General features: G+C 69.4%; 20 protein-coding genes. 14 read left to right on the forward strand and 6 right to left on the reverse strand.

Translation table 11 applies throughout. From position 1 onward, the window contains the following. Positions 1-3 precede the first annotated feature (3 nt). Genes recO through acpS form a run of 3 tightly spaced genes read left to right on the forward strand, consistent with a single transcriptional unit; the run spans position 4 to position 1915 of the window. Entirely contained in the window at positions 4-756 is a 753-nt protein-coding gene (gene recO, locus ACG04R_RS09075; protein ID WP_394408463.1) for a DNA repair protein RecO, read from the forward strand. Then, positions 753-1520: a pyridoxine 5'-phosphate synthase gene (locus tag ACG04R_RS09080; RefSeq protein WP_394408465.1), complete on the forward strand. Its 768-nt coding sequence runs from the start codon at positions 753-755 to the stop codon at positions 1518-1520. The genes recO and ACG04R_RS09080 overlap by 4 nt, the downstream gene beginning before the upstream one ends. Further along, complete coding sequence (acpS, locus tag ACG04R_RS09085) at positions 1517-1915, forward strand: holo-ACP synthase (RefSeq protein ID WP_394408469.1); 399 nt, start codon at positions 1517-1519, stop codon at positions 1913-1915. The genes ACG04R_RS09080 and acpS overlap by 4 nt, the downstream gene beginning before the upstream one ends. A gap of 10 nt (positions 1916-1925) precedes the next feature. Here the strand turns inward: acpS and ACG04R_RS09090 are convergent, their stop codons facing one another. From ACG04R_RS09090 to ACG04R_RS09100, 3 genes are all read right to left on the reverse strand, one after another. Beyond that, positions 1926-2957, reverse strand: coding sequence for a hypothetical protein (locus tag ACG04R_RS09090; RefSeq protein WP_394408472.1), 1032 nt, complete (start codon positions 2955-2957; stop codon positions 1926-1928). A gap of 202 nt (positions 2958-3159) precedes the next feature. Beyond that, on the reverse strand, positions 3160-4854 hold the full coding sequence (locus tag ACG04R_RS09095; RefSeq protein ID WP_394408475.1) for a COG3904 family protein: 1695 nt from the start codon (positions 4852-4854) through the stop codon (positions 3160-3162). 69 nt (positions 4855-4923) lie between these two features. Continuing rightward, positions 4924-6483 (reverse strand): POT-type proton-dependent oligopeptide transporter, encoded by a 1560-nt coding sequence (locus tag ACG04R_RS09100; protein WP_394408478.1) that lies wholly within the window; start codon positions 6481-6483, stop codon positions 4924-4926. 390 nt (positions 6484-6873) lie between these two features. On the opposite strand from ACG04R_RS09100, the gene ACG04R_RS09105 reads away from it, so the two are divergent. Continuing rightward, on the forward strand, positions 6874-8619 hold the full coding sequence (locus tag ACG04R_RS09105; RefSeq protein WP_394408481.1) for a methyl-accepting chemotaxis protein: 1746 nt from the start codon (positions 6874-6876) through the stop codon (positions 8617-8619). A 194-nt stretch (positions 8620-8813) separates the two neighbouring features. On the opposite strand, the gene ACG04R_RS09110 is transcribed toward ACG04R_RS09105, so the two are convergent. Next, a complete protein-coding gene (locus ACG04R_RS09110) occupies positions 8814-11726 on the reverse strand; it encodes an Rne/Rng family ribonuclease (RefSeq protein ID WP_394408484.1) in 2913 nt (970 codons plus the stop codon). Between the two features lie 602 nt (positions 11727-12328). Between ACG04R_RS09110 and ACG04R_RS09115 the strand changes: the two genes are divergently transcribed. Genes ACG04R_RS09115 through sppA form a run of 5 tightly spaced genes read left to right on the forward strand, consistent with a single transcriptional unit; the run spans position 12329 to position 16732 of the window. Further along, on the forward strand, positions 12329-13330 hold the full coding sequence (locus tag ACG04R_RS09115; RefSeq protein WP_394408487.1) for an RluA family pseudouridine synthase: 1002 nt from the start codon (positions 12329-12331) through the stop codon (positions 13328-13330). Between the two features lie 38 nt (positions 13331-13368). Next, positions 13369-14688, forward strand: coding sequence for a hypothetical protein (locus tag ACG04R_RS09120; RefSeq protein WP_394408490.1), 1320 nt, complete (start codon positions 13369-13371; stop codon positions 14686-14688). Next, positions 14685-15350 (forward strand): HAD family hydrolase, encoded by a 666-nt coding sequence (locus tag ACG04R_RS09125; protein WP_394408493.1) that lies wholly within the window; start codon positions 14685-14687, stop codon positions 15348-15350. Before ACG04R_RS09120 ends, ACG04R_RS09125 begins: the two co-directional genes overlap by 4 nt. Further along, entirely contained in the window at positions 15343-15729 is a 387-nt protein-coding gene (locus tag ACG04R_RS09130; protein ID WP_394408496.1) for a Rieske (2Fe-2S) protein, read from the forward strand. The genes ACG04R_RS09125 and ACG04R_RS09130 overlap by 8 nt, the downstream gene beginning before the upstream one ends. A 1-nt stretch (position 15730) precedes the next feature. Next, entirely contained in the window at positions 15731-16732 is a 1002-nt protein-coding gene (sppA, locus tag ACG04R_RS09135) for a signal peptide peptidase SppA (RefSeq protein WP_394408499.1), read from the forward strand. 3 nt (positions 16733-16735) lie between these two features. Here the strand turns inward: sppA and ACG04R_RS09140 are convergent, their stop codons facing one another. Both ACG04R_RS09140 and ACG04R_RS09145 read right to left on the reverse strand, forming a co-directional pair. After that, positions 16736-17644 carry a choice-of-anchor A family protein gene (locus tag ACG04R_RS09140; protein ID WP_394408502.1) on the reverse strand — a complete coding sequence of 303 codons (909 nt, stop codon included), beginning with the start codon at positions 17642-17644 and terminating at the stop codon, positions 16736-16738. A gap of 154 nt (positions 17645-17798) precedes the next feature. Then, positions 17799-18062, reverse strand: a complete 264-nt coding sequence (locus tag ACG04R_RS09145; protein WP_394408505.1) for a hypothetical protein — start codon at positions 18060-18062, stop codon at positions 17799-17801. Between the two features lie 123 nt (positions 18063-18185). Here ACG04R_RS09145 and ACG04R_RS09150 point away from each other — a divergent pair, with 123 nt between their 5' ends. From ACG04R_RS09150 to ACG04R_RS09170, 5 genes are all read left to right on the forward strand, one after another. Then, positions 18186-19799: a gamma-glutamyltransferase family protein gene (locus ACG04R_RS09150; RefSeq protein ID WP_394408508.1), complete on the forward strand. Its 1614-nt coding sequence runs from the start codon at positions 18186-18188 to the stop codon at positions 19797-19799. Next, positions 19796-20176: a PPC domain-containing DNA-binding protein gene (locus ACG04R_RS09155; protein WP_394408511.1), complete on the forward strand. Its 381-nt coding sequence runs from the start codon at positions 19796-19798 to the stop codon at positions 20174-20176. The genes ACG04R_RS09150 and ACG04R_RS09155 overlap by 4 nt, the downstream gene beginning before the upstream one ends. Positions 20177-20303: 127 nt before the next feature. Then, positions 20304-21584 carry an MFS transporter gene (locus ACG04R_RS09160; protein ID WP_394408514.1) on the forward strand — a complete coding sequence of 427 codons (1281 nt, stop codon included), beginning with the start codon at positions 20304-20306 and terminating at the stop codon, positions 21582-21584. Further along, positions 21581-22153, forward strand: coding sequence for a GNAT family N-acetyltransferase (locus ACG04R_RS09165; protein WP_394408517.1), 573 nt, complete (start codon positions 21581-21583; stop codon positions 22151-22153). The genes ACG04R_RS09160 and ACG04R_RS09165 overlap by 4 nt, the downstream gene beginning before the upstream one ends. Positions 22154-22296: 143 nt before the next feature. Next, positions 22297-22665, forward strand: a complete 369-nt coding sequence (locus ACG04R_RS09170; protein WP_394408520.1) for a hypothetical protein — start codon at positions 22297-22299, stop codon at positions 22663-22665. The last annotated feature ends 32 nt before the right edge of the window (positions 22666-22697 follow it).

A 22697-nucleotide genomic window follows, 5' to 3' on the forward strand; every position in this document is an offset into this window, starting at 1 on the left:
GAGATGCGGCTGACGCGCCCGCCTGCCGTCCAGCAGGCCTACGTGCTGCACCAGCACGACTGGAGCGAGACCAGCCTCATCCTCGACCTGTTCACCCGCGAATCCGGCCGCGTCGCCGTCGCCGCCAAGGGCGCCAAGCGGCCGTACTCTCAGCTGCGTGCCGTGCTGCTGCCGCTGCAGCGCATCGCGGTGTCGCTGAGCAAGCCGGCCAAGGCCGACGGCGGCGAGGTGCAGACGCTGCGCAGCGCCGAGTGGGGCGGCGGCGCGACCCTGCCTGCAGGGGCCGCGCTGTTTTCCGGCTACTACCTCAACGAGTTGCTGCTGAAGCTGCTGGCCCGCCACGACCCGCATCCGCAGCTCTTCGATGCCTATGCCGACACGCTTGCCCATCTGGCCGAGGGCGACGAGGTGTTGCGCGCCTTCGAGCTCAAGCTGCTGGCCGAGCTGGGCCTGCTGCCCGACCTCAGTCTCGTCACGCCGACGCAGGCACCTGTCGATCCGGAGCGCCGCTACCAGCTGTCGCCCGAGTCCGGCGTCGTCCCGCCCGCCGGCGAGGCCGGCCTGCCCGGCGCGCTGCTGGTCCAGCTGCAGGCGGCGCTGCTGCACGGCAGCATGGCCGCGCTGCGCCAGGCCTGCGCGGCAGAGCCGCAAGGCCTGAAGACGACGTTGCGCGGGCTGCTCCACTACCATCTCGGCCATCAGCCGCTGCGCACGCGGGCCCTCATGGTCGACGTGCAGAACCTGCTCGACACATGAACCCATTAGCCCACGCCGGCGCCCGCTGCGCGCTGTCAGTCAACGTCAACAAGGTCGCGCTGCTGCGCAACACGCGCCACCTGGGGATTCCCAGCGTGCTGCGCGCCGCCGAGCAATGCCTGCTGGCCGGCGCTCAGGGCATCACCGTGCACCCGCGTCCCGATGCCCGCCACATCCGCCCCGGCGACGTGGACGACCTCGCCGCCTTCCTGAAGGACTGGTCGCAGGCCGAGTTCAACATCGAAGGCAACCCGACGCAGAACCTGATGGACTTCGTGCGCAGGCACCGCCCGCACCAGGTCACCTTCGTGCCGGACTCGGAAGACCAGTTCACGTCCGACCACGGCTGGACGCTGCCGCAGGACGCAGAGCGCCTGAAGCCGCTGATCCGCGAGGCGCAGGACCTGGGCGTTCGCGTCAGCCTCTTCATGGACCCCAACCCGGCCGCGATGGCCGCCGTGGCCGAGCTGGGCGCGGACCGCATCGAGCTCTACACCGAGACCTTCGCCAGCGCTTTCGGCACCGCGCGCCAGGCCGACGTGCTGGCCGGCTTCACGGCCACAGCCGAGGCCGCGCTGAAGGTGGGGCTGGGCATCAACGCCGGCCACGACCTGAACCGCGACAACCTCAGCGTGTTCCTGCGCCACGTGCCGGGCGTGCTGGAGGCGTCCATCGGCCACGCGCTGATTGCCGACGCGCTGGAGCTGGGCTACGCCGAGACGGTGAAGGCCTACCAGCGCGTCATCGCCACCGCCTACCAATGATCTACGGCATCGGCACCGACATCTGCGACATCCGGCGCATCGCCGAGGCGCTGCAGCGGCGCGGTGACCGCTTTGCCGAGAAGGTGCTGGGTCCCGACGAACTGCAGGTCTTCCGCGCCCGGCGCGCGCGCTCCGACACCCGTGGCATCCGCTACCTGGCAACGCGCTTCTCGGCCAAGGAGGCCTTCAGCAAAGCCATCGGCCTGGGGCTGCACCTGCCGATGCGCATGCCCGACTGCCAGATCCTCAACGAGGCCAGCGGCAAGCCGATGCTGAAGCTGAGTGGCGCGTTGGCCGGTTGGTGGGCCGAGCGGGGCCTGAGCGGGCAGGTGACGCTCAGCGACGAGAGCGACTACGCCGTCAGCTTCGTCGTCGTGGAGACGACGAAAGCCTAGGACTTCCGGCTCAGGACTTCTTCTTGAGCGGTGCCTTGGCGATAACCGGCTTGGCCAGCGATTCACCCTTGGACAGGACCGTCATGTCCATGTCCATCAGCATGCGGGTGTTGTCGGGGCCGTCCATCGTCATCTTCATGTCCATCGCCAGGCGGCTGGCCAGCTGTAGGTTGTCGGCCAGGCGCAGCGAGCTGGTGCCCTTGCCGCTGCCGTTGACGGCCATGTGCAGGGTTGGCGGCGTGGCTGCCGGCGCGTCGGGGGCCGACGCCGCGGAAGCCGCTGAAGCGGCGGCATCGGGCTTGGCCGGCAGCGGCACGCCGGCGGTCATCTTCATGTCCATGCCGAGGTCGAAGTACGCCACGCCCTTGTCCACGCGGACCAGCTTGTAGTGCACCGTGCCCTGCATGGCACCGGCGCCGCTGGGCATCGGAATGGGCAGGTTGATGGCCAGCGGCACGTCCACGCTTTCGCCGACCTTCAGCGGATGCTGGGCGAGGGCCTTGGACAGCTGCAGGGCCTCGCTGATCATGGCACTGCCCTGCTTGAGCAGGGTGTCGTTGACATCGGGCGACGGGCCGTCGAACTTCTTCACGTCGACGGCGAAATCCTTGGGGTTGAAGCGCGCTTCGAAGCGCATGTCCAGCGCCTTGTTGCTGGGCAGAGGCACGGTCTTGCCGCCGACTTCCACCTGGCCGCCCTTGCTGTCCATGGCAAAGGTCAGCGGTAGCCAGCCCTCGGCATCGGCCGCGTCGACCTTCATGGTCTGCTGCATCTGCATGGCCATCTTCATGGCCCCGGTCTGGCTCATGCGCTCGGCGGTCTGGGCGATCTTGGCGCGCTGCTCGTCCGTGGCTTCAGGCGCGGCCTCCAGACGCATCTTCATCGTGGCCAGCAGGTCAACCGACTGGCGCTGGTGCTGGCCGGCGCGCGGCGTCGTGTCGAAGCTGATGGCGACAGGCTCGCGGGGGGCGGCCTGGGCGGAGAGGCCGAAGCCGAACAGAACGCCGAGCAGTGTCGGGCGCAGCGGGAAAGCGAGGTTCACGAAATCAGCTCCTGTGGAGCCGCCCTGTTGGCGGCGGGCGCATCGTAGGAGGCCCGACCGCAAGGGGTCGTTGGGACTCGCCGGTAAATTTCACCGCGGACGATGGTTGCCGGTGAACGGCGGCGCCGAGCGCCCGTTCATTCCAGCACGGCTCCTTCCCGCGGAGCCGCCGTGTGGATGCCGCGCGCTGCCGCCGCGGGCCTCAGCGCCCCGTCTGGAACAGCAGCTTCTCGGCCAGCTCGCGCCGTGCGGGCGATTGGGCCGGCATGCGGTCCAGCATCGCGATGACGGGCTCGCAGGAGGCGCCGGCACCGCCGGCCGCCTCGGGCGTGTCGGCCCACAGGTGCGACAGCATGCCCAGCGCGGACGAGCCCACCGTGCGGTCCAGCACCTCCAGTTCGATGGCGCTGGGCGGCTTGGGCAGCCAGCGCGGCGGGGCACTGTTGGCTGCGTCGAGCAGCCATTCCGTCTCGCGGATCTGCGTCTCCAGCGGCAGTTGCTGGCGCACGGCCAGACGGCCGTCCAGCAGGTCGCGGCAGGCGGGCCGTGTGCCGGGCTTGGGCGGCGTGCGCAGCGCCTTCAGCTGCTCGCTGACGAGCTGTACGTAGCGCCGCCGCAGGATCGGGTCGGCGCCGTTGACCAGCGTCGGCATCTGCCTGGCCAGTGGTGCCAGCGCCGCGGCCTGCACGTCCTCGTCGCTGGCGCCGGATGTGCGGGCCTCCAGCATGCGCTTGGCGACCGCGTCCACCGTGCCGGCGGTGCGGCGCTCCAGCGCCTCCCAGACCGGGTGCATGTGCAGCGCGTCGTCGAAGTCGGCCAGCGGCGCGCCGGCCTGCGGCAGCGGGATGGCCAGCGTGCGCGGCGAAGGCGCGATCAATGCATACGACTGCAGCTCCTCGCGCGGCACGAACCAGATGCTGCGCGACGGCGTCTTCAGCGTCTTGTCGATCATGGGCTGCGGCAGACCTAGATCCTGGTAGGTCCTGGCCAGCTGCTGGTTGGCCAGTTCCTCGAAGACCGGGTTGTAGGTGCCCGTCGAGGCGCGGTGAAAGCCCAACTGCCCGTCGGGTGCCAACTGGCGCGGGTTGCCGGCCAGGAAGACCAGCGTGCAGGCGCTGGCGCAGGTGCCCACGGCGCGGGCCTCGTGGCCATGCTGTTTCAGCGCGGCCACCATGCGCTCGGCCTCGCGCACGCGGCCGCCGGGGGAGGATAGGTCGATGCGCTTCAGGTTGCGCGCGGCCTCGCTGGCCAGCAGCGCCTTCAGCCGCTCGCCGTCGCCCATGCCGATGACGCCGTCCAGCTTGAGGCTGCGGCCGTCGGCGGAGAAGCTGAACGTGGCCTGGCCGATGGGGTCGATGCCGCGCGCCATCTGCCAGAACTCGCCGACGTCGGGCAGGAAGCCGAACAACACCGACACGGCCAGCTGCAGCGTGCTCAGCACCAGCGTGATGCGTGCCAGCCAGCCCCACAGCGTGGAACCCCGCTCGCGCAGATAGTTCGTCGCCGAGCGCCACGCGCCGACGATGCACCAGACATCCAGCGCCATCAGCAACGGGAAGCCGATCAGCAGGACGATGGCAAAGACCTGCAGCGAGTCGCCCTTGGCGCTGATCCAGCCCATCAGGCCGGTCAGTGCAAAGGCCAGCGGCGTGGCGACCAGGAAGCTGTTGACCCAGTAGGCGCGCACCAGGCTGTGCTCGCCGCGCCAATGCGCCTTGAAATAACCCGTGCGCTGCACCTTGGGCGGCCGCGCGGGCCGGCGCGGCGCGCGCCGCGGCTGGTGCGAGGCCTGCTCCCAGGCCGCGGGCTCGGGGGCGGGCACCGGGGCTGCAGGGGGCGCGTTGTGGTCGACCTGCGTGGGGTCGACGTAAGGGCGGGGCGGGCGTGCGTCGGTCATGGCCGTCGCAGCTTACCGATGAACGGCGGCGTCACTGACGTTGCTATTCACCGGAGCCGCCCCAGCGCGTCAATGGCGGTAGTGGTCCTGCATCGGGTAGCGCCGCGCCACCAGCCCGAACAGGGCGGCGGCCACCAGGGCGAAGCCGGCGAAGAAGAACATCAGGCAGGCGGTCTCGCTGTAGCCGGTGGCGTGGATGACCTCCATCGCCGCCGGGCTCTTCACGCTGACGTTGGACAGCAGCACCCACAGGTTGCCGATGGTCACCGACAGGCTCCAGAACGCCATGATGGTGCCCTTCATGGACAGCGGCGCCTGGCTGTAGGCGAACTCCAGCCCGGTGGCCGACACCAGCACCTCGCCCATCGTCAGCAGCGCGTAGGGCAGCATCTGCCAGACGATGCTGACCGCCTCGCCGCCGTCCAGCCACAGCTGCAGCACGCCGGCCACGATCCAGGCCGCGCCGGCCAGCGCGATGCCCATGCCCATGCGGCGCAGCGCCGTCACGCGCAGGCCCGCCTTCGCGATCAGCGGGTAGAGCACGAGGTTGTTGAAGGGGATGAGGATCATCACCAGCGCCGGGTTCAGCGCCTGCATCATGGACGACTGGAACCATTCGGGCTTGCTCATCTGGTCGGCCTGCAGCACCCAGGTCGAGGCCTTCTGGTCGAACAGCGACCAGAACGGCGTGACGAGGGCGAACAGCACCAGCACGCGCAGCACGGCGCGCACGCCGTCCACCGCGTCGTCCGGATGCACGCCGCGGGCGCGCTCCAGTTGCAGCGCCGCGCCGATGCCGCCGAACAGCATGACCAGCACCAGGGCCAGGCACACGGCGGGGACGAAGCCCAGGCCGGCCATCTGGCTCAGGCTGTAGGCCGCGCCCAGCACGCCGAGCGCCGCGACGCCCATGCCGGGGCCGCCGCCCTTCAGCGCCGTCCACACCACCTTCAGGAAGTTGTGCGGGTTGGCGCCGCGCGCCGGTTGGTGCACGTACTTGCGGCGGCCGCTCCACAGGATCAGCGTGGCCAGCGCCATCAGCACGCCGGGCAGGCCGAAGGCGGCGCTGGCGCCCCACTGCTTCAGCACCACGGGCATGAGTAGCGATGCGAAGAAGCTGCCGAAGTTGATGATCCAGTAGAAGGCGTCATAGACCTTCAGCGCGAGCGACCGGTTGCTCTTGTCGAACTGGTCGCCGACGAAGCTGCTGACCAGCGGCTTGATGCCGCCGGAGCCCAGCGAGATCAGGAACAGGCCGAAGTAGAAGCCGCGGATGCTGCTCTCGAAAATCGCCAGGCAGGCGTGGCCGGCGCAGTAGACGAGGCTGAGCCAGAAGATGGTGTTGTACTTGCCGAAGAAGCGGTCGGCCAGGCAGCCGCCCAGCAGCGGGAAGAAGTAGACGCCGATGACGAAGGTGTGGAACACCTCCTTGGCCTCGGCCTTGCGCAGGCTCTCGGGCACTGCCAGCAGCAGGCTGGTCATCATGAACACCGTCAGGATGTTGCGCATGCCGTAGAAGCTGAAGCGCTCGCATCCTTCGTTGCCGATGATGTAGGGGACTTGCGGCGGCATCTTGGCCGCGGCGGGCGCTGCGGCGGTGGCCGCGTCTGGGAAGGCTGTGGTCGTCATGGGGCCTCGGGGTCGGGCGCTGGATGCGATGACGCCGCCGGCTTGTGGCCGGGCGGCGTCCGATGAGGGGCGAAGCGTATCTCAAGGGGCGGCGGGTGGCCGCGGCGCAAAAGCGCGTGCTGCCTGCCCAACAACGCCGACCGGGGCGAGGTGATCCAACCGAGAACTGTTGCGCGAAAACACGTCGATGTCACCCGCGACGGGCTTGCCGGTGGAGACACGACGGACGGTGCGTGACAAAGTGATCAGGCCGACGCAACACGATTCGGCAGCAGTCACCGGATCGGTCCGCTGGCGGCAATGAAGAGGGGCCAGGTCCTGCCTGTCGGTGCCCATCCGCGGGTCGGACACGGGTGTCCTGGCTGACGCTGTTTGATGGAGACAAGACCTATGAACCTGAACAACCTGCGCGTCTCGAGCAAGCTATGGGGCGCGATCCTGTTGCTGCTGATGGCCATGCTGCTGATCTCCGGCATCACGCTCAAGCGCGTCAACAGTGTGTATTCCGAGGCGATGGTGGCGGTCAACGCCAGCTATGACCTGATCGAGAAATCGGCCGTCTGGAAAGGCATGACCGAGACGGCCGTGACCCGCAGCATGGCGGCGGCGGTCAGCAGCGACCCGGGCGTGGGCGAGCTGTTCAAGGAAAACCTGGCCAACGACACGGCCCGCATCGTCAAGCTGCGCGAGCAGATCACCGGGCTGGCCAAGACGGAGGCGGATCAGGCCCAGCTGAAGAAGGTCCTGGCCAACGGCGGTGTGCTGCTGGCGGCCAGCAAGAAGGCCAAGGAGCTCGGCGCAGCCGGTGATCAGGCCGGCGCCAGGGAAGTGATCCAGAAGGAATACGTGCCCTCGGTGGCAGCCTATCTGGGTGCCATCGACGAGTTCGTCAAGCTGCAGAAGGACAAGAACGAGCAGGCCCAGGCGACGGCCGCCGCGGCGCAGCAGGGCCTGTTGCTGTGGAGCGCCGTCGGCGCGCTGGTGGTGATCGGCCTGGGCATGTTCGTGGCGTCCGCGTTGGTCCGCGCCATTCGCCAGCCGTTGCAGACGGCGGTCGATTTCGCCAAGGCCATCGCCGATGGCGACCTGACGCGCGGCATGAGTGCCGACCGCAACGACGAGTTCGGCGAGCTGCTGAATGCGCTGGGCCAGATGAACGCGTCGCTGGCCCGCATGGTGAGCAATGTGCGCGGCGCCACCGACAGCATCGCCACCGCCTCCACCGAGATTGCGACCGGCAACACCGACCTGTCCAGTCGCACCGAGCAGACGGCTAGCAACCTGCAGCAGACGGCCTCCAGCATGGAGGAGCTGACCAGCACGGTGCGCAACACCGCCGACTCCGCCACGACGGCCAACCAGCTCGTGAGCTCCGCCACGGCGGTGGCCAGGCGCGGCGGCGAGGTCGTGTCCCAGGTCGTCTCGACGATGGATGAGATCAACGCCAGCTCGAAGAAGATCAGCGACATCATCGGGGTCATCGACGGCATCGCCTTCCAGACCAACATCCTGGCGCTGAACGCGGCCGTTGAGGCCGCTCGTGCCGGGGAGCAGGGCCGCGGCTTCGCCGTGGTGGCCGGCGAAGTGCGCAGCCTGGCGCAGCGCAGCGCCGAGGCCGCCAAGGAAATCAAGACGCTGATCAACACCAGCGTCGAGAAGGTCGACTCCGGTTCGCGCCTGGTGGCGACGGCCGGCGAGACCATGGGCGAGATCGTCTCCAGCGTGCAGCGGGTCACCGACATCATTGGCGAGATCAGCGTGGCCAGCGGCGAGCAGAGTTCGGGCATCGCCCAGGTCAACGGCGCGATCAGCCAGCTGGACCAGATGACGCAGCAGAACGCCGCGCTGGTGGAGGAGTCGGCCGCCGCCGCGATCAGCCTGCGCGAGCAGGCCACCAAGCTGGCCGAGGTGGTCAGCAGCTTCCGCGTGCCGGGCGCGGGCCCAGCCGTCGTGCAGCGCGCGCCCCGCCCGAAGGCCGTCGTGCCGGCGTCACCGCCGAAGGCGCCGGCAGCCAGTCGCCCGGCCACCGTCAAGACCGTCGCCCGTCCGGCAGCAGCACCGGCCCGCGTGAGCCCACCACCGCCTCCCAAGGTCGTCGTGCCCGACGCAGACACTGGGGACTGGGAGACGTTCTGAGCGCGGGCGCCCCGGCGCCTGGCTTCCTGCCGTCGCGGCGGGCTTGGCCCACGGCCGGCTTTCCGGTCGGTTGAACACACGACAGAGGGCCGGCCCCGTGCACGGCTGCGTGCAGCCCTGACCCACAACCGGCAAAGAAAAACGCCGCGCGGCTTGCGGCCGGCGGCGTTCGGGCACGGTTGAGCGTGCGGAGGTCAGGCCTCGAAAGGCAGCTTCACCTGGCTCAGGTCCTTGCGGGTCTCGACCAGCACCAGCGGGCCTTCGTCGACGATGACGACCGCAGCCGGCTCGCGGCCCAGCGGGGCCGGGGCGGGCTCGGCGGCGATGGCGGCCTGGGCGGCGGCGATCTTGTCGGCGTCGGAGTTGACCCACTGCAGGCCGGCGCCTTCGGCGATGGCTTGCAACTCGCCCAGCGGCAGCTTGAAGGCTTCGACGACCGGGGCCGGTGCGGCTTCCGGTGCGGGAGCCGGAGCGGGCGGGGGCGGCGCCACCACGTCCACGACCGGAGCGGGGGCCTGGACCGGTGCAGTGGCGCCGGCCATCGCGGTCTCGATCAGCGAACCCTGCACCGGTGCGGCGGCTTCCTCGCCAGCCGGCGCTTCCTGGCCGTCGACGCCACCTTCTTCGCGGCGGTTGCGGTTGCGATTGCGGCCACCGCGGCGGCTGCGCTCGCGCGCCTGGCCCTCGCCGGTGTCGTCGCCTTCGGCGGCCGGGGCGGCTTCGGCGGCGTCGCCAGCAGCCTCGGCGGGCGCTTCAGCGGCGCCTTCCGGTGCGGCCTGGCCGTCGGTCGTCGTACCGTCTTCGGCGCGGTCACGGCCACCGCGGCGGCGGCGGCGGCCACGGCCCTGGCGCTCCTCGCCCACCGGCGTGTCACCCGTCGGCGGCAGGCCGGCTTCGGCCTGGCTGTCGACAAAGGCGGGCGGCGCATCGTGGATGGCGGCCTGGTCTTCGGTCAGCGGCGCGGCCAGCGGCAGTGCGGCCTCGACCGGTGCCTTGTCCTGGCGCTCTCCACGCGGGCGGCGCTCACCACGGTCACCACCGCGCTCGCCGCGTTCGCCACGCTCCTGGCGCTCACCGCGTTCGGGGCGTTCCGCGCGCTCGGGGCGCTGCTGCTGTTCGGGCTTGTCGCCGTTCTCGTTGCGGGGCTTGCGGTCACCGCGCTCGGGGCGGTCGCCTCGTTCGCCGCGCGCTTCCTGCGGCTTGCCGTCACGGCGGCCGTTCTTGTCGCCACGGTCGTTGCGGTCGCCACGGCGGCCATCGCGGCCACCGTCGCGGCGGCCGTCACGGCCACCTTCGCGCTTGGGCTTGTCGGTCGCGGCGGCGGCCGGGGCGGGTGCCTCGACGGCCGGCACCGGTGCCGGTGCGGGGGCGCTGCCACCCGCCAGGAACCCGAACAGGCGGCTGAAGAAGCCCTTGGGTGCCGGCGCGGCCACTTGCGGCGCAGGCGCCGGTGCGGGCGGCGGCGGGGCCACGACGGGCGCCGGCGCCGCGACCGGGGCGGGCTGCTCGGGCAGGATGCCCTTGATGACCGGTTCCTGCTTGTTCTTCTTCTCGACGTCGCCGCGGCGCGTGATGCCGACCTCGTCGGTCGGCTCGTCGATCATCGTGTAGCTGGCCTGCAGGTTTTCCAGGCGCGGGTCGTCGTGGCGCAGGCGCTCCAGCTTGTAGTTCGGCGTCTCGAGGTGCTTGTTGGGCACCAGCAGCACGGTGACGCGCTGCTTGAGCTCGATCTTGGTGATTTCGGTGCGCTTCTCGTTCAGCAGGAAGGACGTGACTTCCACCGGCACCTGCACGTGCACGGCGGCGGTGTTGTCCTTCATGGCCTCTTCCTGGACCATGCGCAGGATCTGCAGCGCCGACGACTCGGTGTCGCGGATGTGGCCGGTGCCGTTGCAGCGCGGGCAGGTGATGTGGTTGCCTTCGCTGAGCGCCGGGCGCAGGCGCTGGCGGCTCATTTCCAGCAGGCCGAACTTGCTGATGGAGGCGAACTGCACGCGGGCACGGTCGCTGCGCAGCGCATCGCGCAGGCGCTGTTCCACGTCACGGCGGTTCTTGCTCTCCTCCATGTCGATGAAGTCGACAACGATCAGGCCGCCCAGGTCGCGCAGGCGCATCTGGCGGGCGATCTCGTCGGCTGCTTCGAGGTTGGTGCGGGTGGCGGTCTCTTCGATGTCGCCGCCGCGCGTGGCGCGGGCGGAGTTGACGTCGACAGAGACGAGGGCTTCGGTGTGGTCGATGACGATGGCGCCGCCGGAGGGCAGGTTCACCGTGCGGCTGTGGGCCGTCTCGATCTGGTGCTCGATCTGGAAGCGGCTGAACAGCGGCGCGTCATCGCGGTAGCGCTTCACGCGATGGCCCTGGTCGGGCATCACGTGGTTCATGAACTGGTGGGCCTGCTCGAACAGGTCATCCGTGTCGATCAGGATCTCGCCGATGTCGGCGGTGAAGTAGTCGCGGATCGCGCGGATCACCAGGCTGGATTCCTGGTAGATCAGGTAGGCACCCTTGCCGCCCTTGGCCGCCTCGTCGATGGCGGTCCAGAGCTTGAGCATGTAGTTCAGGTCCCACTGCAGCTCGGCGGCGGAACGGCCGATGCCGGCGGTGCGGGCGATCAGGGACATGCCCTTGGGATACTCGAGCTGGTCGAGGTTTTCCTTCAGCTCCTCGCGGTCCTCGCCCTCGATGCGGCGCGACACACCACCGCCGCGCGGGTTGTTGGGCATCAGCACCAGGTAGCGGCCGGCCAGCGACACGAAGGTCGTCAGCGCCGCGCCCTTGTTGCCGCGCTCTTCCTTCTCGACCTGGACCAGCAGTTCCTGGCCTTCCTTGATCGCGTCCTTGATGGTTGCGTTCTTGACGTCGGTGCCTTCGCGGAAGAACTGGCGCGAGATTTCCTTGAACGGCAGGAAGCCGTGGCGGTCCTCGCCGTAGTCGACGAAGCAGGCTTCGAGCGACGGCTCGACGCGCGTCACGACGGCCTTGTAGATATTGCCCTTGCGCTGCTCGCGGCCTTCGATTTCGGTCTCGAAGTCCAGCAGCTTCTGGCCATCGACGATTGCGAGGCGCCGCTCTTCCGGCTGCGTCGCATTGATCAGCATGCGTTTCATGTCATCTCCTCACGCGCCGGGCCGGACCTAACCGCCGCGAACGCGCACGTTCATCGCGCTGTCCGAAGACAGCTCAAGATGCACGGGCGATGGCTGAGAACCGAGGAAGGAATCGCCCTGGACCGAAAGCGCGGCCGACCGGTAGGTCAGCGTGCAGTCGGCGTTGGCGCGTGCGCCGCAGCAGCTGTCATGCGAGCCGAGCCGCCGGCTCCCGCGCGCACCCGCCCGGCATGAGGCCGGGGCAGGGCGGCCACTCCGGCATCGAGCCGGGGCCGCAGGGGGGCGTGTGGGGGGAGGGGCATGCTCATCCGCGTGGGCTGCTGGACGCTGGTGACAGCTCGCTTGGGGCTAGGCCCGGCGTTCTGTCGCCATGGAAACCTTGTTGTCTGCGGGCGCCGTATGCCTTGGGGGCTGCGGGCTCGCGGGGTTCTTGTGTCATCGCTCTGCCGCGTCGGGCGGCGGGCCGTTCACTCACTCGGGGAGGGAACCTGCCGGCCATCGTTCGCGTTGCATCGCCTGGTGACCGCCGGGCTATTTGCTCCGTCGGCCACACGTCACCGTCGCTAAAATCAAAAAAATCAAACACTTACGACAGCAACGTGGTGAAAAGGATTATAGGGGCAGGCCCTGAGGCCCCCGCCACGGGCGAGACAGCCGTCAAGGCTCCGGACAAACCCGCAGTCCGGCGCGTCTTCGTGGACGAAGGCTCGGCCGGCCAGCGGCTGGACAATTTCCTGCTGCGCGAACTCAAGGGCGTGCCGAAGACCCACGTCTACCGGGTCATCCGCGCGGGGGAAGTGCGCGTCAACAAGGGCCGCGCGCAGGCCGACACGCGGCTGGAGATCGGCGACGAGGTCCGCATCCCGCCGGTGCGCGTGCCCGAGAGGATGCAAGCGCCCGCCGCGCCGGCGCGCGAGTTCCCGGTCGTGTTCGAGGATGAGCACCTGCTGGTCATCGACAAGCCGGCCGGCGTGGCCGTGCACGGTGGCTCGGGCGTCAGCTACGGCGTCATCGAGGCGCTGCGACGCGCGCGGCCGACGGCCAAGTTCCTGGAACTGGTGCACCGGCTCGACAAGGAAACCTCTGGTCTGCTGATGATCGCCAAGAAGCGCAGTGCGCTCGTCAATCTGCAGGACCAGCTGCGCGACCGCGAGACTGGCAAGACCTACGCGGCGCTGGTCTGGGGCGACTGGCCGGCCAAGCTCAAGGTCATCGACGTGCCGCTGGTGAAGTTCGTCGGCAGCGACGGCGAGCGCTGGGTGCGACCGGGCAAGGAAAGCGAGGAAGACGCCAAGCGGTCGATCAGCCTCGTCAAGGTCGTGCAGCGGACGAAGGACTTCAGCCTGCTGGACGTGACCATCAAGACCGGCCGCACACATCAGATCCGCGTGCATCTGCAGCAGGCCGGGCATGCCATCGTTGGCGACCCGAAGTACGGGGACTTCGAGCGCAACCGCGAATTGGCCCGTGGCGCGCACAAGTTCGACCGGATGTTTTTGCACGCGCGGCGTTTGACGTTCCAGCATCCGGCGACGGGGGAGACGGTGACGTGCGAGGCCGCGTTGCCTGCCGACTGTCTCGGGTTGCTGGGGGCGGCCGCATGAGGACGGGTTCGTCCAAGGTGTGGATCGCCCGCTGGGCCATGACGGCGATCTTGGTCTTGTCCGGTATTCACGACGCCTCAGCGTTCATGGCGGCCGCACCGCCGCCGTCCATCCAGTTCGAGCGAGGAACAGATCGGTTGACGCGAGACGGCGAAATTCAGGTGGATCGCTTGGCGGTCCTTGCAGCTCGCTGTGGACCCGGGGTGCTGACGCTTCGAGTGCTTACCGCCAAAGGGGTGGTTGCTGCGCCTCGGGCCGTGGCCATTCAGCGGCGATTGAGGCGACTGGGACTGCTGGTTCAGACGGGTGAATGGGCCTTCGACCGTGACGACGAGAAGCCGCGGCCCCGGCAGCCGGCCGTCGTGATCGCTGAGGTCGGCAGTGTGGACGGGCGTTGCGAAGACTACGGGGAGGGCTATGCAAGCGCCGGCTCGGCCCTCTATGGCTGGATTGATGCGCTGGCCCGCCATCTCCACCAGCCGTCAACGCCGTTGCCAGACTTCTGGCAACGGATTTCCGTCGAGGCGAGGCGCGACAGCCTGTCTTTGCCCATGGCGTCGACTGCGCTGTGTGAATGGTCGGACGACTGCGTTAGACATTCAGACGTTGCCATTTGGCTGGCACGTTGGGCAACAGCCGGCACGACGAGCGCGGGAAGGCGAAAGTGGCTTGTTCGTTTGTGGCCTTTGGCCGACGATGCTGAGGCGGAGGATCTCTCGACGGTGTTACGACTCAAGCCGTTGACCGCCGAGCAGAAAGGCTTGGTGGCGGAGGTGCTGGTCGGCAGCAAACTGCCATGGGAGACCATCGAGCGCCGACTGTTGGAGCCGGGTGTCATGCAGGCCTTTGCGGTCGCTCCACCCCAGGGCGATGTGGGGCCGGCCAACCGCGCCTTGATTTCGGCAGCCGTTCGCAGAGACCAGGTGTCTTCGATGGGCCGGCTGGTGGCCGCGGCAGGTGCTGCCAAGGCTTGCTTCATCGACACCGCAATCTACTTCTCCATGGCGAATGCAGAAATGCATGGCGCCATGTCAGCGCAGTTTGTCGAGTGGGCCAAGGTGGGAGCCATCCCTCCGTGGGAGCCGAGACGCGCATTTCGTCCACAGCCGTGCGATCCGACGGGTACGTTGCTGTGGGCGGCCTACTGCGATGAAGACGCAGAGAACCGGGGCCGAGGCCAAAGGACATGGCGGAGCATGCTCGCCGCTGGATTCAAACCTCATCGGCCCACCATCGAGAGGCTGATCGCCCACGGAGCGCCTGAGCATGCTCCGCAGTGGAAGCTGCAGCCCGTGGACAACGAGGCAAATGAGTTCACCTGCGTGGCGGTGAACCGCCCCGCGACAATCTCCCCATGACCACTCGCCCCCGACGCTTCGACCTCATCGCCTTCGACTGGGACGGCACGCTGTTCGATTCCACCGCGCTGATCGCCCGCTGCATCCAGCGTGCGGCCGTGGACATCGGCCTGCCGGAGCCCGAATTCGAGCGGGCCAAGTACGTCATCGGACTGGGCCTGCGTGACGCGCTGGAGCATGCCGTCCCCGGCCTGCCCGAGGAGCGCTATCCCGAGCTGGGCCTGCGCTACCGCCATCACTACCTGGCCTCCGAGCATGAGCTGTCGCTGTTCGACGGCAGCCTGGAAATGCTGGAGGCGCTCAAGGCCCGTCACCACTGGCTGGCCGTCGCGACGGGCAAGAACCGCGTGGGCCTGGACCGGGTGCTGGCGACCAGCCAGCTCGGCCATCTGTTCGACGGCACGCGCACGGCCGACGAGACGCGCTCCAAGCCGCATCCGCAGATGCTGCTGGAGCTGATGCGCGAGTTCGGCGTCGATGCCGAACGCACGCTGATGATCGGCGACACGACGCACGACCTGCAGCTCGCCGCCAACGCCGGCGCGCCCTGCGTGGCGGTCAGCTTCGGCGCGCACGACCACGAGACGTTTGCCGAGTTCAACCCGCTGTTTGTCGCGCACTCGACGCGCGAACTGCATGACTGGCTGATCGAACATGCCTGAGCAGGACGTCGCGCCGCCCCAGCGCCTGTGCACGTCCGCCGAACTGCTGGAGCGCGGCAAGGCCGTCACGTTCGACGTGATCCAGTGGCGCGAGCCGGTGCGGGCCTTCGCGCTGCGCTTCGACGGCCAGGCCGTCGCCTACCTGAACCGCTGCGCCCACGTGCCCACCGAGATGGACTGGCAGGAAGGCGAGTTCCTGGACGGCGACAAGCGCTTCATCATGTGCAGCATCCATGGCGCCGTGTACGACCCCTTGAGCGGTCAGTGCGTCATGGGCCCGTGCAACCGTGGCCGGCTGACGAAGATCGACCTGACCGAGCGCGATGGCGAGGTCTACTGGCACCCCACGCGCGACACCAAACCCGCCTTTGAAGACTGATATGAGCAGCAACTCCGACGACTCCCTGCCCCCGCCCATGCCCGAGCCGGTCGGCGTGCCGCCGGTGGCGCCCCAGCTCTCGTCTCACAGCGAGACGTTGCTGGCCCAACTGGCGGGCGACTTCCTGCGCGAGCGGCGGCTGGAGCGGCGCTGGCGCACGGTGTTCCGGCTGTTCTGGCTGCTGCTGGCGGGGCTACTGGTCTACAGCCTGTGGCTGCAGGGGCGTCATGTCACGCCGTCCACCGCGCCGCACACGGCCCTCATCGAAGTGCGCGGCGAGATCGCCGCCGACACCGAAGCCAGTGCCGAGCAGTTGTTGGCCGCGTTGAAGGATGCCTTCAAGGACGATGCCGCCCAGGCCATCGTGCTGCGCATCAACTCGCCCGGCGGCAGCCCGGTGCAGGCCGGCATCGTCTACGACGAGATCAAGCGGCTCAAGAAGATCTACGACAAGCCGGTCTACGTCGTCGTCGAGGAGATGTGCGCGTCCGGGGCCTACTACATCGCCGCCGCGGCGGACGAGATCTACGTCGACAAGGCGTCCATCGTCGGCTCCATCGGCGTGCTGATGGACGGCTTCGGCTTCACCGGGTTGATGGACAAGGTCGGCATCGAGCGCCGCCTGCTGACGGCCGGTGAGAACAAGGGCATGCTGGACCCGTTCAGCCCGCTGCCGCCCAAGCAGCGCGCCTTCGCGCAGGCGATGCTGGACCAGATCCACGAGCAGTTCATCACCGTCGTGCGCGAGGGCCGCGGCAAGCGGCTGAAGGAGACGCCGGAGACCTTCTCGGGCCTGTTCTGGAATGGCGAGCAGGCCGTGCAGATGGGACTGGCCGACCACTACGGCAATCTCGACTACGTCGCCCGCGAGGTCGTGAAGGCCGAGGACGTCGTCGACTACACGCCGCGCGACAACGTCGCCGAGCGCCTGGCCAAGCGCTTCGGCGCGGCCATCGGCGCGGGCGCCGTGAAGGCGCTCAAGGAGCTGGCGCCGATCCGCTGAGGGTCAGCGCTTCGCGCGGCGGCGGGCCATGCTCGCCGCGAAGAGCCCCAGCCCGACGAGGGCCAGCGACGCCGGCTCGGGCACGCGCTGCACCTTCGCGTTGGTGGTCGTCGTCGGCATCGGCGCGTCGTTGACCTGCACGCTGCTGTTCCAGTCCTTCACGACCACCTGGCCGTTGATCTGGCCCCAGCCGGAACCGACCGTGGCCTGTGTGGCCAGCAACGAGGCGTTGATGCCGCCGTTCAGCGTGATGCTGGTCGCCTCGGGCAGGTTGAACAACACCTGGCCCTTGGCGAAGCCGGTGTAGCCGTGGTTGCCGAAGTCCACCGTCGAGCCGTGGATGTTGATGATGATCTGCGCGCCGCTGGCCAGGCCGTCGATCTCCAGGTTCTTCATCGCGTCTGCGGCGAGGATGTCGAAGACGGCCAGCATCTGGCCGGTGGCGTCGAAGTGCAGCGTGCCCCACTGGTCGACGGCCGAGCCGGTGTTGAGCATGGCGTCCAGCGAGGACGACAGCGTGTTCAGGCGTTGCTGCTCGCTCGCGAAGGCGAAGCCCTGGCCGCTGGCGGTGCCGCCGATGACGTTGCCACTGTTGTTGGGCGTGTAGCTGCCGCCCACCACCGCGCCGCCCCAGATCGTGCCGTTCGTGAAGGCGAGGTTGCCGCCCACCGTCAGGCCCGTGCCGCTGTACAGCGCGTTGGAGCCGGTCTTGGTGTTGATCGAGTAGCCGTTGATCGTCGCGTTGCCGCCGACGGCGACACGGCCTTCTACGTCGCTGCTGGCCACGTTCATGTTGCCGAAGGCGAGCAGGTTGAGGCTGGGGTCCAGGCCCAGGCTGACCGGTGCGGCCTGGGCGGCGGTGGCGGCGAAGAGGGCGGCTGCGAGGGAGAGGAAACGAGGGAAGCGATGCATGGCCGGCAGTCTAGGAAGCGGGCCGGATCTGCATCACGCCTTGTCGAGGGGGTTGGCGGGGCGCTTCGCGAACCAGTTCACGGCCGGCGGGCCGTGCAACAAAAAGGCCGCAGCCGTTTGACGGGCTGCGGCCTTGCGCGGAGCGCTGGTGCGCTTACTGCGTCTTGGTTTCGGTCTTGGCGTCCGCCTTGGCTTCGCCGTGCTTCTTGGCGTGCTTGTGAGCATGCTTGGTGGCGCTGGCGGCTTCGGCCGGGGCGGCTGCCGTTGCGGGCTTGGCGGCCGGTGCAGCCGTGGTGGTGGCAGCCGTAGCGGCGGGCTTCGTGGCGGGAGCCGGCGTGGCGGCCGGGGTCTGGGCCATCGCAACGCCCGAGGCGAGCGTGATGAGGGCGGTGGCGATGGTGGTCTTCAGCGTGTTCATCTTGGGTGCTCCAGGGTGTCGGGTTCAGTTGCTTGGGCTTCGCGAAAGCTTGTGTCCACAACGACGCCTCTGCGGGTCGCGTTGACGGAGTTGCAAAGGTTTACAAGCGCAGAATCAAAACCCATGAGCACCGACTTCCGCTTCGACTGGACCGCCGGCTACGCCAGCCGCCGCAGCCCGCTGTTTGCTCGCAACATCGTGTCGACCTCGCACCCGCTCGCCGCGCAGGCCGGGCTGCGCGTGATGCAGGCGGGCGGCAACGCGGTGGATGCGGCCATCGCCGCGGCGGCCTGCATGACGCTGGTCGAGCCCTGCAGCAACGGTCTCGGCTCGGACGCCTTTTGCATCCTGTGGGACGGCCGGCAGTTGTATGGCCTCAATGCCTCGGGCCCGGCACCGGCCGCGTGGACGCCGGGCTTCTTCGAAGGCCGGGCCATGCCCCGGCGGGGCTGGGGCTCGGTGACGGTGCCCGGTGCGGTGGGCGGCTGGGTCGCGCTCAGCGAGCGCTTCGGCCGGCTGCCGTTCGCGGACCTGATGCAGCCGGCCATCGAGATCGCCGAGCGTGGCTACGCGGTGCCGCCCATCGTGCAGGGCAAATGGGCGATGGCGGCCGCGCTGCAAGAGCTCACGACGCAGCCCGGCTTCGCGCAGGCCTTCCTGCCCCACGGATGCGCGCCGGCGGTGGGCGAACTGTTCCGCTTCGAGGCGGCCGCCCGAAGCCTGAAGCTGATTGCCGCATCAAGGGGCGAGGCCTTCTACCGTGGCGAGATCGCCCAGGCGCTGGCGCGCTTTGCGCGCGACACCGGCGGTGCGTTGACCGAGGCCGATCTCGCCGGCTACCGCCCCGAATGGGTCACGCCGCTGGCCAAGGACTTCGCCGGCCACACGCTGCACGAGATCCCGCCCAACGGTCAGGGCATCGCGGCGCAGATGGCGCTGGGGCTGCTGGCGCATTGCGACGTGGCGGCCCACGCCGTCGACAGCCCCGAGGCCCAGCACCTGATGATCGAGGCGATGAAGCTGGCGTTTGCCGATGTCTACCGCTTCGTCGCCGAGCCTGCCGCGATGGCGGTCAGCCCGGCGCAGCTGCTGGACGACGGCTATCTCGCTGAGCGCGCGAAGCAGATCGATCCGCGGCGCGCCCAGGTGTTCGGGGCCGGCAATCCCGTCAAGGGCGGCACCATCTACCTGACCGCGGCCGACGAATCGGGAATGATGGTCAGTTTCATCCAGAGCAACTACATGGGCTTTGGTTCGGGCCTGGTGCTGCCGGGCTACGGCGTCAGCCTGCAGAACCGCGGCCACTGCTTCACGCTGGAGGCCGGCCACCCCAACCAGGTCGCGCCGGGCAAGCGGCCCTTCCACACCATCATCCCGGCCTTCCTGACGAAGGACGGCGCGCCGGTCATGAGCTTCGGCGTCATGGGCGGCAACATGCAGCCGCAGGGCCATCTGCAGACACTCGTGCGCATGCTCTGCTACGGCCAGAACCCACAGGCCGCCTGCGACGCGCCGCGCTGGCGCTTCAACGAGGGCCTGTCCATCAACATCGAGCCGCACATGCCGGCCGCCACCATCGAGGCCCTGCGCGCGCGCGGCCACGAAATCGGCGATATCCACGACAGCTACCAGGACTTCGGCGCCGGCCAGTTCATCTGGCGGCTGGGCGACCCGGGCGTGGACGGCTACGTCGCCGCGAGTGACCCACGCCGCGACGGCGCGGCCGTGGGCTGGTGATGCTGCAGCCGCTGCGCCTGAACCCCGGCGACGACCTGCGCGCCGCGCTGGAGGCCGGCGCCCCGACCGGCTTCGTCGTGGCCGGCATCGGCAGCCTGGCCCATGCACAGCTGCGTTTTGCCGGCGAGCCGGGTCCGACGCGCATCGAAGGCCCGCTGGAGATCCTGACGCTCAGCGGCAGCCTCACGCCCGACGGCGCCCACCTCCACGCCAGCGTGTCCGATGCTGCCGGCCGCGTGCTGGGTGGCCATGTCTGCGCCGGCTGCGAGGTGCGCACGACCGCCGAACTGCTGGTCGCGCCGCTGCCGGCCGGATCGCTGTCGCGCGCCTTCGACACGGCCACCGGCTATCCGGAGCTGCGCATCGGCGACAGCTGACGGCTGGCTGCGCTGCTAGCATGCACCGATGACCAAGCTGCTCGACCTCGACTGACGGCCCTGACCCTGCCGTCCCGGCGCCCGCCCCGGGTGCTGTCTCTCGTCGAGTCTTGGAGCCGTTGTCGTCATGCTCTCCCGTCTGATTTCCTACTTCGCCCTCGCGCCGCAGGACCTGCTGCGCAATGCCGTCTACCGGCGTCTGTGGACGTCCATCCTCTGTTCCTCCCTCGGTGGCCAGATCACGCTGCTGGCGCTGCCGCTCACGGCCGCCGTGATGCTGCACGCCACGCCCACGCAGATGGGCCTGCTGCAGGCGCTGGAGGTGCTGCCGTTCGCGCTGTTCTCGCTGCCGGCCGGCGTGCTGCTGGACCGCGTGCGCAAGTTGCCGGTCTACATCGGCGGCGAGATCGTGCTGGCCGTGGCCGTCGCGTCAGTGCCGATCGCGGCCTACCTTGGTGTGTTGGGCATGGGCTGGCTGTACCTGGTCGCCTTCGTCATCGGCAGCGTCAACACGACGGCGGGCAGTGCCGCGCAGATCGTGCTGACGCAGGTCGTGCCGCGCGAGCGGCTCGTCGAGGCGCATGCGAAGAACGCGCTGGCGAGCTCGGGCGCCGACGTGGCCGGGCCGGGGCTGGCCGGCCTGCTGATCAAGCTGCTGGGCGCGCCGGTCGCGCTGGCCATCAACGCGCTGATGCTGGCGGCGTCGACCGCCATCCTGCGTGGCGTGCGCGTCAGCGAGCAACTGCCCGCGCGCAAGGCGAGCGACTTCCTGGCGGAGCTCAAGGTGGGCCTGCGCTTCGTGCGCGAGCGGCCGCTGCTCGTCAGCATGGCCATCACCGTCGCGGCCTGGCATCTGTTCCACAACGCGGCGCTGGTGGTGCAGATCCTGCTCGCCACGCGCGAGCTGCACCTGGAACCGCAGACGGTGGGCTGGTCGTATGTCGCCATCGGCGTCGGCACGGTGCTGGCCAGCGTCTTCGGCCATCGCATCAGCCGGCGGCTGGGGCCCGGGCCCTGCCTGGTGCTGGGCTTCTCGCTGTGCGGCGTCGCGTGGCTGCAGCTGGCCTTCGCGCCGGCGGGCGCCTGGGGCGTCGCCAGCTTCGCGCTGATGCTGTTCACGTGGGGCGTGGGCGCGGTGCTGATGTTCATCAATTTCCTGTCGCTGCGCCAGGCCGTCACGCCGGCGCCGCTGCTGGGCCGCATGACCAGCACCGTGCGCTGGCTCATCCTGCTGCCGGCGGCCCCGGGCGCGCTGCTGGGCGGCTGGCTGGGCGAGCACTTGGGGCTGCGTGCCGCGCTGGCCTTTGCCGGCGTGGGCAGCGTACTGACGGCCGTGTGGGCCTGGAACCACCCCGTCATCCGCGGCGTGCGCGAACTGCCCAAGCCGGTGGAGGTGGCCACGGCGTGATCGACCCCGTCCTGATCGACATCCCCGAGCGGCTGGACGGCGAAGGCATCGTGCTGCTCGCGCCGCGTGCCGGACTGGGGGCCGAGCTGGCCGTCGTCATCACGCAGTCGCTGTCGCACCTGCGGCCGTGGATGGCCTGGGCACAAGATGCGCCGACGGCCGAGAGTGCCGAGCTGGTCGTGCGGCGCATGCAGGCCGATTTCATCGCGCGGCGCGACCTCTGCTTCCAGGTCTACGCGTGTCGCGCCGACGGCAGCCCCGGCCGGCTTCTGGGCGGCACGGGCCTGCATCGCATCGACTGGGCCGTGCGTCGGTTCGAGGTCGGCTACTGGATACGGCCCGAAGCAGCGGGGCAGGGGCACGCCAGCGAGGCCGTGCGGCTGCTGACGGCGCTGGCCTTCGGCACACTGGAGGCGCGGCGGGTCGAGATCCGCTGCGATGCGCGCAACCTGAAGAGCCGGGCTGTGGCCGAACGCTGCGGCTTCGAGCTCGAGGGCATCCTGCGGCGCGATGCCCTCGGCGTGGACGGCTCGCCGCGCGACAGCTGCGTCTACGCCCGGCTGGCCTGATCGCGCCGTCTCGTCGCTTGTCTGCAAGCTTGCAGCGCCTGCAGCGGGCTGCCTGTTTCGTCAACCGGCCGAGATAATTGAGGCGCTCAGGCCCGCCCATGCTGAACAGTCTTGCCCTTCGCAGCCGTCGACTCAGGATGCTGATGCTCCTGCTGATCGGCTTCGTTGTCGGCACGCCGATGGTGGGTGGCAACGTCTTCGTCGCGTCGGCGCTGCAGCGCGGTGAGTTCTACGCCGGCCTCGCCGCCGACGCGGTGCCCGATGCCGGCGCGGCGCGGGCCCTGGTGGCCAAGGTCGCCCAGCATGTGCACGCGCATGCGCATAAGTCCGTGGGCAAGCTGACGCTGCTGAACCTCTTCCTGCATCTGAAGGGCATCGCCGCCTGGGCCTTGCCCGGGCCGCTGCCCGGGGCCGGCGACGGCGCCCGGCGTGCCGTTGTCGGCGTGCTGCCGAGATGGCAACTGGTGTTCGCCATCTTCGAGCCCCCCTGGGGCCGTCCTTCGCTGCGCTAGACCGGTCGCGTCCGTCTGGGGCGTGGCCGCCC

Origin of the sequence: Pelomonas candidula (assembly GCF_043555985.1) — a bacterium.
GTDB lineage: Bacteria > Pseudomonadota > Gammaproteobacteria > Burkholderiales > Burkholderiaceae_C > Pelomonas > Pelomonas candidula.

What these genes read in the sequence shown, in the direction of transcription:
- ACG04R_RS09125 (WP_394408493.1), top strand. Translation starts at nt 14,685, where the DNA reads ATGACCACTCGCCCCCGACGCTTCGACCTCATCGCCTTCGACTGGGAC.
- ACG04R_RS09130 (WP_394408496.1), top strand. Translation starts at nt 15,343, where the DNA reads ATGCCTGAGCAGGACGTCGCGCCGCCCCAGCGCCTGTGCACGTCCGCC.
- ACG04R_RS09095 (WP_394408475.1), bottom strand. Translation starts at nt 4,854, where the DNA reads ATGACCGACGCACGCCCGCCCCGCCCTTACGTCGACCCCACGCAGGTC.
- sppA (WP_394408499.1), top strand. Translation starts at nt 15,731, where the DNA reads ATGAGCAGCAACTCCGACGACTCCCTGCCCCCGCCCATGCCCGAGCCG.
- ACG04R_RS09170 (WP_394408520.1), top strand. Translation starts at nt 22,297, where the DNA reads ATGCTCCTGCTGATCGGCTTCGTTGTCGGCACGCCGATGGTGGGTGGC.
- ACG04R_RS09080 (WP_394408465.1), top strand. Translation starts at nt 753, where the DNA reads ATGAACCCATTAGCCCACGCCGGCGCCCGCTGCGCGCTGTCAGTCAAC.
- ACG04R_RS09105 (WP_394408481.1), top strand. Translation starts at nt 6,874, where the DNA reads ATGAACCTGAACAACCTGCGCGTCTCGAGCAAGCTATGGGGCGCGATC.
- ACG04R_RS09100 (WP_394408478.1), bottom strand. Translation starts at nt 6,483, where the DNA reads ATGACGACCACAGCCTTCCCAGACGCGGCCACCGCCGCAGCGCCCGCC.
- recO (WP_394408463.1), top strand. Translation starts at nt 4, where the DNA reads ATGCGGCTGACGCGCCCGCCTGCCGTCCAGCAGGCCTACGTGCTGCAC.
- ACG04R_RS09150 (WP_394408508.1), top strand. Translation starts at nt 18,186, where the DNA reads ATGAGCACCGACTTCCGCTTCGACTGGACCGCCGGCTACGCCAGCCGC.
- acpS (WP_394408469.1), top strand. Translation starts at nt 1,517, where the DNA reads ATGATCTACGGCATCGGCACCGACATCTGCGACATCCGGCGCATCGCC.
- ACG04R_RS09110 (WP_394408484.1), bottom strand. Translation starts at nt 11,726, where the DNA reads ATGAAACGCATGCTGATCAATGCGACGCAGCCGGAAGAGCGGCGCCTC.
- ACG04R_RS09120 (WP_394408490.1), top strand. Translation starts at nt 13,369, where the DNA reads ATGACGGCGATCTTGGTCTTGTCCGGTATTCACGACGCCTCAGCGTTC.
- ACG04R_RS09140 (WP_394408502.1), bottom strand. Translation starts at nt 17,644, where the DNA reads ATGCATCGCTTCCCTCGTTTCCTCTCCCTCGCAGCCGCCCTCTTCGCC.
- ACG04R_RS09160 (WP_394408514.1), top strand. Translation starts at nt 20,304, where the DNA reads ATGCTCTCCCGTCTGATTTCCTACTTCGCCCTCGCGCCGCAGGACCTG.
- ACG04R_RS09145 (WP_394408505.1), bottom strand. Translation starts at nt 18,062, where the DNA reads ATGAACACGCTGAAGACCACCATCGCCACCGCCCTCATCACGCTCGCC.